Below are 7,441 nucleotides of genomic sequence, written 5' to 3' on the forward strand. Positions count from 1 at the left end.
GGGGGGGGTGAAGACGGCTTTCTGGATCTATTTATTGGCGACTTCCGGTCTCGAGCGTCGGAACGGAATGTTCATGAGCGATAACCGGCCTACTGTTCTGCAGCGTCCTTCGAGTGGTGTGGCTGGGTATTTGCTGGATCACGGGGGCCATGGCAATGCTGAGATGGTTCGTCTCGCAGGCTTTACGGAAGCTCAACGGAATGTCACCTCGTTGGAGCACGACCGGGTGAGATTGGCTCAAACTCTCCTCTACGTCCGACGGAACGTCATGGCACAGTCCTACACTTTGGACTTCGGACAACGGATACTTTCAGCCGCCGTCCACGATCTTGAACAACTAGACCAGAGCCTATTCCTCGCCCGGCTCGCTTCCGCAACGCGTAAAAACCCACCCGCGGATCATCAGGTGGGTACCAACCGGGGATGTCCGGACCTACACTAATCGCAGCTAATCGCGGCCGCCAGCGCGGTCCGCGGCGGCAAACCCTCTTACTTAGGGAGGTCGGGCAACCCCACGTCAGGCTCTAAGTCGTTCACCTCATTGGCGTCCCCTTCCGTGAGCTTCACTCGGTCATCCGCCGACGATTCGCGGTCGTCTTTCGAATTGGCCCGGTCGAAAGCTGCGGCTCGACGTGCCCCGTGACCCGTGTAGACCCCATCCGGGTTGGTGAACGCCCGGCGGTCCGCGGCTCTCTCACGCTCGTCAGAAACAGCGTCTCGGGCCGTAGCTTCTTCATCTCGTCGCTCGGCATCGACCAAGATCTTCTTCGTTTTGTCACTCCGTCGCGACCGGTCGTGCTCTCGAGAGTCCTCTTGCGTCAGAGCGAAGACCTCAGCGTCTGGCTCCTGGGTGGCGTCAGCGCTGTCAGCCGGGTCAGCAGAGGCGTTCATACTCCTATCTTAGCGATCCGAGGCCGCCCACCGATAGGCAGACCAATCTCCGGGGCGCATCAGGGGCTCTCACCTCCGAGACAAACCGTGAGTCCCCTTACCAGTCTGTGACTTTGGCGCTCTTTGGAAGAAGTCCTGTTTAGAGGTGCGTTCCTCGACGGCTTCTCAAAGCATTTCCGACCAGCCGGTGCGATCATCGTGTCCGCAGCACTCTTCGCCGCCGTTCACGTCATCCCGTTGAGTTTTACCTAGCTGTTCACACTCGGCATCACGCTGGCCCTCCTCCGACGCTTCCACCAGAACCTTTGGGCCCCGATACTCCTCCACGCAGCCAATAACACTCTCGTCATACTCCTCGCTTTCCTCATCGCTCGATCCGGCAGCTAGGCATTCCCCAGCAGATGGTTCAGCAATTCACCGTTGAGGTAGTCGAAATGTGAGTGTGTCTAGATTCGCTCAGCTCACAACAGACACGTCGCCCTGGTCCGGAATTTTTCTAGCTGAACGGTGAGGGAGCGGCATACGGGACAAGTTGATCGGACATAAAGCACTGCACAAACCGTGCCACTTACTGCTGCAACTCACAGCCGTGGTTCGAAATTCTCCTCACAGTTCAGGCTTCGCTCCGTCGGGCAGTCTGACGTCGAACACTTGTCCGGTCAGGCCTCGTTGATCTGTGGTGCTTGAGCTTGGCGAAAGGATCGGCTGATGGAGCCGCTGATCTGCGAAAGCCTGATCCAGATTAGGAATCGTCGGAGAGGTCGGAGAGGACGGCTTACGCGGGATTGCCATCCTTGGCGGCCGGACCAGTTCATCGTTGTGGTCAAGTGCGTGCCACCTGTGGTTGGACTCAGGGTGAAGGCTGTGATCACGGGTGGACTAGTCTTCGAGTCCGGGTAGGCAAAATTCCAGGCAATGTGAGTGGGGGGTGTGACTTGCAAGAGCTCGATTGTCCGTCGCCGATACTTTTCTTTCACCCTTAGGGGTTTGCCGTTCGGGTGAGATGTTTGCGCATGTCCCGTCCACTCGGTGCCTACTTGCCTCTGTCCCTCACCTGGTTTTGGGTCCTCAGTCGAATCGGTAGGGAAGGGAGGATTCGCGATGCAACTTTCAACTATGGCGATGGCAGGCTCCCATTCTGGGATCCGGCCCGGGTCACTGAGCATTGACCAGACGTCTTCCATCGGTGCCGGTATGAAGGATTCGTTGAAGCCAGTGAGTTCCCCACGTCGGGGCGCGGGCCCTCCTCTACGTATCGTTGGTGTCGTCGAGCTTCGCTCGAGGTCGGCGAGGATGGCGGCCGGCGTCGTATCGAACCGCCGCAGCAAATCCGTAATCAGCCCACTGGGTTCGTTCATCAGCTCACGGAGCACTGCGGCAGCGTCCGCCGTTCGCCCCTTCTGACCGGCACGACCGATGAGGTCCGATGCGCGTTTAGACCATTCGTATCCGCGGGTTTCGTGGAACACGATGTCCCCTGATGGTGGCAGGTCGGCAGTTATGCCTAGGGACTCGATCTGTTCTTTTCGATATTCCTCCACTGCGGCTCGGGCCGTGTGGATCGTAATGCCCCGTTCGCGAAGTACCCGACCCGCAGGCTGGTCGCTGAGTACCAACGCCAAGAACAAGTCCTCAAGATCCGCCACTCGTAACCCCCTCCGGGAGGCTTCCTCCATCGCTGTCAATGAGAGGGTCTGGCTAGTGGTCGCATACCGAGTAAATCTGCTCATGTTCGCCTCCTAGGCCGGGGAATCGACGCATCAATGCGCTTGGAGTATTTTTTGTGAACTGCCTGGCGCGTAACTCCGAGGGCGTCTGCAACCATCTGCCAACTCATTCCCGCTCGAAGTGCGGCCTCCACCTGACGCTGTTCCAGGACGTCCGCCAAGACGCGTAGGGATGCCACAGCCCGCAGGCCGGACCGCGGATCAGTCGTGTCCGCTGCAACAACCGTCACCTGTGATGACTCCATAATGTCAATCTAGGTTGCTAATACGAACCATGTCAACCGGGTTGCTTCCGGATCAGTTTGACCGGTTGAGATCGCTCTCGTGAACAGTCATATTGCGGCGAAGGTTCTCCCAGGGGGACGGTGCAGGCAAGGATCCTCGCTACCTTCCTGCCGGTGCTTCAAACGTGTCGGCTATTTTGGGGGTGCTGCGGGTCGAGCGGGTTGTCGCCAGCAGGATGAAGCCGACAGCCGCACCCCATATTGTGAGGGTGTCGAAGGCGATCCGCTCGATGATGCCCAGACCGAGCGCTGTCGATGGGCCGCCGCTGATCGCATCAATGAAGAGCACGAAGCCGATCATCGAAATAAGCAGGCTTACGATCGTCAGGGCCGCGGACCCTCGGGCAAGGGCTCTGCCGTGAAGTGCGAAAGCGAGAATGATCATTCCGACCCACTGCGCGACTGCTTGGGTGAGGGCAACCGCACCGTGGGCCTCAGGGAAGAGATCCCAGGGCAGAAAGCCAACCATCATGACGAGTACCCCGCCTATCGCGAGGAAGACCATAGCGATCTTCCCTGTCCGCGGTCGCGGCCAGACGGCCCACAGCAGGATGGCGCCAACAGTCAGGAACGCCCCGTTGGCGATTGTCGCTCCGTTGGCCGCGGCTGCTGCTGCAAAGGCACTTCTGAGCGAAGCATACGACGGCTGACAGCAATCGCCGATGGCGGCTCACCGGGCGAATAGGACTAACCCCGGTCAACTCGTGTAACCACCAAGTTTTCCGTGTGGAACGGCGCGTCTACGCATGGTCAACTCCATGAATACCGCCCCCAATCCTGCGCGTGGCCATCGTGGACCGGACCGGAACTGGCCAAAACGATCTCAACCGGCACCTCCGCGTCCTTGGCGTGGAAATTGTTCACCTGGACCCAGCAAACTTCACTGTCATGCCCGACCGGAACCTGGAATACCGATCCCGGCCACTACCGGACATCGACGCGGTCCTCTGGCGGTTGCCGTCGGAGACGTACCCGGCCATGGAAGGTATTGCCCGACACTTTGAGGGCAACGGAATCCTGGTCGCGAACCCCTTGCCGGCCCTGGAGACGGCCGCCAATCAGCGGGACACCATGCTGCGCTTTTACGTTGCCGGTCTGCGGACTCAACCTTCATTCGGGATCTACCCAGGCTGTACCGTGCCCGCAGGGATGACCGCCCGCCCCGCCTCGGGTCCAGGAGAACCGGTCACTGGGGTACGACTAGCCCCGGCAGTCAGCGTCCCGAAGGACTCGTGCGCGCCGTGGATCATGAGTGCGACCGTGGACCCCTTCGACGTCGTCCGGCAACTCGTCGTTGATGGGCGGGTCGTCTGTATCTACCTGATGAACCCCCGGCGCAGCTACTTCCAGCCCTCCGAGACTCAGACTCAGGCCGCCGTCGCAGCTGCCGAAGCGTGCGACGCCTTAATCGCCAGTGTGAGCTCCACCCCGGCCGGTGAAATCATCGGCCTCGACCCGGCACCGGTCATCCCCGCTGAATTCGCTGAAGCGGTTGCCGCGGACCTACTCATCGGCCTGACCCGGTTGCTGCGCGAACGGGATGAGGGGGCCACCCAGCTGCGGCCGCCGGCACTACGGCTCGTGCGCTGACGCACTGTACGGTCTGCAACTAGTCGAATGTAACTGATCGGTGACATAATTGGTACATGAAGGCATCCATGACTGACCCAAAAACGCTCGGCCAGCGGATTAGAGAGCAGCGGCGCGCCCTCGGCGCAACTCAACAGTCTGTGGCGGACAGTTGCGGTGTTTCCAGAAAATTCATCAACGAGCTCGAGGCAGGTAAGGACAACTCCTCCCTCGGCCTGGCACTCAAGGTAATGGGCGTCCTTGGGTTGGACATCGCTCCGACGCAACCTCAATCCCGCAGCGCCAAGGATTATGGTCGGGAGTTCGCTGCCACCCTGACCGCTATGGACTATCGGTTCGCTCTTCGCCTCCTGGGGGATTACGCTGCCTCATCCGTTGTTGACGGCCGAGCCAGCCTCACTTCGGCTCCTCGAATTGACGATGCCGACTACCTGGTTGCTCTGGCCGCTATCACCCGCTGGATCGCCACGACCACCGGATCGCCAGCGCCGGGATGGTCCCTGCGTACCAAACCGTCTGAAACCCCGGTCTTCCCCGCAGAAAAGATACACCCCGTCAGTTCTCAGATGAAGGAGCTGATCCGCCGAGGGACACCGCCGGAACTAGCGGCGATGAACGTCTGGATCCGCGAACGTGACCTCGCCACGGCATGAACCGGCCGGGACTCGAATCAGCGGATGTACTGAGGCTGCTTGCCGACCTGGAGGATCGTTTGAGCAAGCGTGGGGTTGCTCTCGACATACAGATCGTTGGGGGAGCAGCCCTGCTCCTTCACGGGGTGATTTATCGCGCGACCGAGGACATCGACGCCAGATACAGTAGCGCTGCCATTGTTGATCAGGTCGTCGAGGAGATGGCAGCGGAGCCCGGGCTGCCAAGCAAGTGGCTGAATTCAAACGCCGCGGCTCATTTGCCCGAAGGCATGGCCTGGGTCGCTGGGCCGCCTGGATCCTCCAAAGCAGTGCGAATAGCCGACCTGGAAACCCTGGCCGCCATGAAGCTCGCGGCAGAACGCCAGAAAGACATAGAGGATCTTGGCCTGATTGCACTGGTCCTGGGTATCGAAGACCCCGCGGCACTCGTCCGGCTTGCCTACCTGAAGTACGGGCAGGATTCCTTGTCGCTGAACGCCAGCCCGGCAAACTACCTTCTGGTAGCTGATGAGGCCATCCGGTCAGGGAAATTCTCTGCAGGCAAGGGCGGTACCGCAGGCGCCTAGCTGGCCTTGACGATTGGCAGCTCAGCCCAGTCGGTCGTGTACCGGGGCGAGGAATGCTTACTGCTCTACTGGTATGGATACGTGGAGGTCGATCAACGTCATCTTCACGGGTGGCCGTTCAATCTCTCAACGACTACACCGAACTCGAGGTCAACTAGGGCATAGCCGGTGAAGTCACTATCAAAAGTGTTCACCAGAGACCGACGTGCGAACCTGTCCTTTGACTCCGCAGAAGCGATACGCCAGTCGTCCATCGAGGCGCCCCATATTCGCATCTGTAAGGGGTGGAAGAGAGAGACCTCAGCTGGAAGCCAATCCTTGCGATCCTTCCCCGGAGACTCATCAGCGGTGGCTCCCTGGAAGATGACTCCATTCTCAGGATCATATGAAACTGATCGCTTATCCTCGTCCAGACGCCATAACCCACTTCCCTTATGGACGAAAACGGCCGCTGTCCTGATCCCGCCTCGCTGATCTTTGGTCACGACCGTACCCTTCAACGGGGCGTGGGTCGAAGCCGTGCGGACTGAAGCTATCACCTGTAGCAGCGTTCCAAACGAATCCCCTGACGGCATGATTTCCTCCCGAAGTGTTTGGGACTAAATTTAGCCGCGCCACAGCGCAATACGCTCATCTCGAACGGGATTTAGTCAAGCTCACTTCGACGTTGACGCAACCTTAGAACGATAGCCCTCTTGTGCGGCCTTAGCTGGCTTTGACGACCGGGAGCTCGGCCCATTCGGTCGTGTACCGGGGGGAGGAATGCTTCCGGCTCATCGTCCAGCCCGGTGGGGCGAGCATCCCAGCCCGGCCGAGCCCGATGCTCGCGGTCCCATACTTGTCTTTCACCTTGCCGAGCAGGACGCCGATGTTGCGGTGCTCATGCACGGAGACGAACTTGTCGAAGGCGGGTTGGTAGCCGGCGGGGAAGAGGTCGGTGAGCATGACACCGGCCCGCGCGTACGGGACGCCCTCAATCAGCACCCCGTCCAGGGCGCCGACGGCAGCTTTCGTGAGGATGACCAGATCCGCGTTCGGGGGGGGTGTCCCTATGTTCTTTGTCAAGCTGGTTTGGGGAGTTTCTCCTCGTAGAGAGTCATGTCTCTGAGCATGGCGAAGAGCGTGTCGGTGCGGCGGCGCGCGAGGGCTATGAGGGCCTGGTTGTGGCGTTTGCCTTCGGCGCGTTTCCGGTCGTAGTAGGTCCTGGATACCGGGTCTTTCAGCGCGGCGAACGCGGAGAGGAACAGGGCGCGTTTGAGGATCTTGTTGCCTTTCCGTGAGGGGTGGTCGCCGCGGATCGATGTCCCTGACCGCCACGTTACTGGGGCCAATCCGGCGTAGGAGGCCAAGTGTCCGGCGGTGGCGAAATCCTTGCCAACAATTTCGGTCAGGATGCGGGCTTCTGTCCTGATGCCGACCGCCGGTATCGACGTCAGGACGAGGTGAAGAGGGTGGGCCTCCACGAGGGCCTCTACCTGGGCATAGATTTCGGCGCGGGCGTCGCGCAGGCCGAGCAGCATCCCGGCCAGTTGTGGGAGCACGGTCCCGGCAGCTTTGGTGCCGGCTACCACGACGGTCTGTTCACCCAGCGCGGCGAAAATCTCCTCCGCCCACCGTTTGCCGGCCCGTGGAGCGAATTTGGTTAAGAAGGTGCCCACCCGAGTTCTGCCGGCGGCCGCCAAGGCCGCGGGTGTCGGGTATTTGCGTAACAGTTCGGCCATGGCTCGGTG

Annotated in this window: 9 protein-coding genes and 1 pseudogene; 4 read left to right on the top strand and 6 right to left on the bottom strand. The window is 60.4% G+C overall.

Going from position 1 to position 7,441, the window contains the following annotated elements; translation table 11 throughout:
* Positions 1–489: 489 nt before the first annotated feature.
* The gene (locus Y703_RS22185) at positions 490–891 is read right to left on the bottom strand and encodes a hypothetical protein (RefSeq protein WP_026553087.1); all 402 of its coding nucleotides are present in this window, start codon (positions 889–891) and stop codon (positions 490–492) included.
* Positions 892–1,014: 123 nt separating this feature from the next.
* Between Y703_RS22185 and Y703_RS23370 the strand changes: the two are divergent.
* Positions 1,015–1,278 (top strand): annotated as a pseudogene (locus tag Y703_RS23370) (CPBP family intramembrane glutamic endopeptidase).
* 1,339 nt (positions 1,279–2,617) lie between these two features.
* On the opposite strand, the gene Y703_RS21670 reads toward Y703_RS23370, so the two are convergent.
* Together Y703_RS21670 and Y703_RS19905 are read right to left on the bottom strand one after the other, a co-directional pair.
* Positions 2,618–2,863 carry a hypothetical protein gene (locus Y703_RS21670; RefSeq protein ID WP_026553089.1) on the bottom strand — a complete coding sequence of 82 codons (246 nt, stop codon included), beginning with the start codon at positions 2,861–2,863 and terminating at the stop codon, positions 2,618–2,620.
* Positions 2,864–3,002: 139 nt separating this feature from the next.
* Positions 3,003–3,566, bottom strand: coding sequence for a DUF998 domain-containing protein (locus Y703_RS19905; protein WP_081743541.1), 564 nt, complete (start codon positions 3,564–3,566; stop codon positions 3,003–3,005).
* A gap of 119 nt (positions 3,567–3,685) precedes the next feature.
* Here Y703_RS19905 and Y703_RS0113255 point away from each other — a divergent pair, with 119 nt between their 5' ends.
* From Y703_RS0113255 to Y703_RS19910, 3 genes are all read left to right on the top strand, one after another.
* On the top strand, positions 3,686–4,492 hold the full coding sequence (locus tag Y703_RS0113255; protein ID WP_026553090.1) for a hypothetical protein: 807 nt from the start codon (positions 3,686–3,688) through the stop codon (positions 4,490–4,492).
* A 68-nt stretch (positions 4,493–4,560) separates the two neighbouring features.
* The gene (locus Y703_RS0113260; protein ID WP_026553091.1) at positions 4,561–5,145 is read left to right on the top strand and encodes a helix-turn-helix transcriptional regulator; all 585 of its coding nucleotides are present in this window, start codon (positions 4,561–4,563) and stop codon (positions 5,143–5,145) included.
* Complete coding sequence (locus Y703_RS19910; protein WP_051427585.1) at positions 5,142–5,711, top strand: DUF6036 family nucleotidyltransferase; 570 nt, start codon at positions 5,142–5,144, stop codon at positions 5,709–5,711. Before Y703_RS0113260 ends, Y703_RS19910 begins: the two co-directional genes overlap by 4 nt.
* Positions 5,712–5,815: 104 nt before the next feature.
* On the opposite strand, the gene Y703_RS22710 is transcribed toward Y703_RS19910, so the two are convergent.
* From Y703_RS22710 to Y703_RS19915, 3 genes are all read right to left on the bottom strand, one after another.
* The gene (locus Y703_RS22710; RefSeq protein ID WP_216698900.1) at positions 5,816–6,196 is read right to left on the bottom strand and encodes a hypothetical protein; all 381 of its coding nucleotides are present in this window, start codon (positions 6,194–6,196) and stop codon (positions 5,816–5,818) included.
* Between the two features lie 220 nt (positions 6,197–6,416).
* Positions 6,417–6,776, bottom strand: a complete 360-nt coding sequence (locus Y703_RS0113275; protein WP_026553093.1) for a DUF4113 domain-containing protein — start codon at positions 6,774–6,776, stop codon at positions 6,417–6,419.
* Positions 6,773–7,441 (bottom strand): IS110 family transposase (locus Y703_RS19915; protein ID WP_035765168.1); only part of this gene is annotated, 669 nt, incomplete at its 5' end. The genes Y703_RS0113275 and Y703_RS19915, both read right to left, overlap by 4 nt.

This window comes from Arthrobacter sp. H20, from assembly GCF_000520515.1.
Taxonomy (GTDB): Bacteria; Actinomycetota; Actinomycetes; order Actinomycetales; family Micrococcaceae; genus Arthrobacter_D.

What these genes read in the sequence shown, in the direction of transcription:
- Y703_RS0113260 (WP_026553091.1), top strand. Translation starts at nt 4,561, where the DNA reads ATGACTGACCCAAAAACGCTCGGCCAGCGGATTAGAGAGCAGCGGCGC.
- Y703_RS22185 (WP_026553087.1), bottom strand. Translation starts at nt 891, where the DNA reads ATGAACGCCTCTGCTGACCCGGCTGACAGCGCTGACGCCACCCAGGAG.
- Y703_RS21670 (WP_026553089.1), bottom strand. Translation starts at nt 2,863, where the DNA reads ATGGAGTCATCACAGGTGACGGTTGTTGCAGCGGACACGACTGATCCG.
- Y703_RS19910 (WP_051427585.1), top strand. Translation starts at nt 5,142, where the DNA reads ATGAACCGGCCGGGACTCGAATCAGCGGATGTACTGAGGCTGCTTGCC.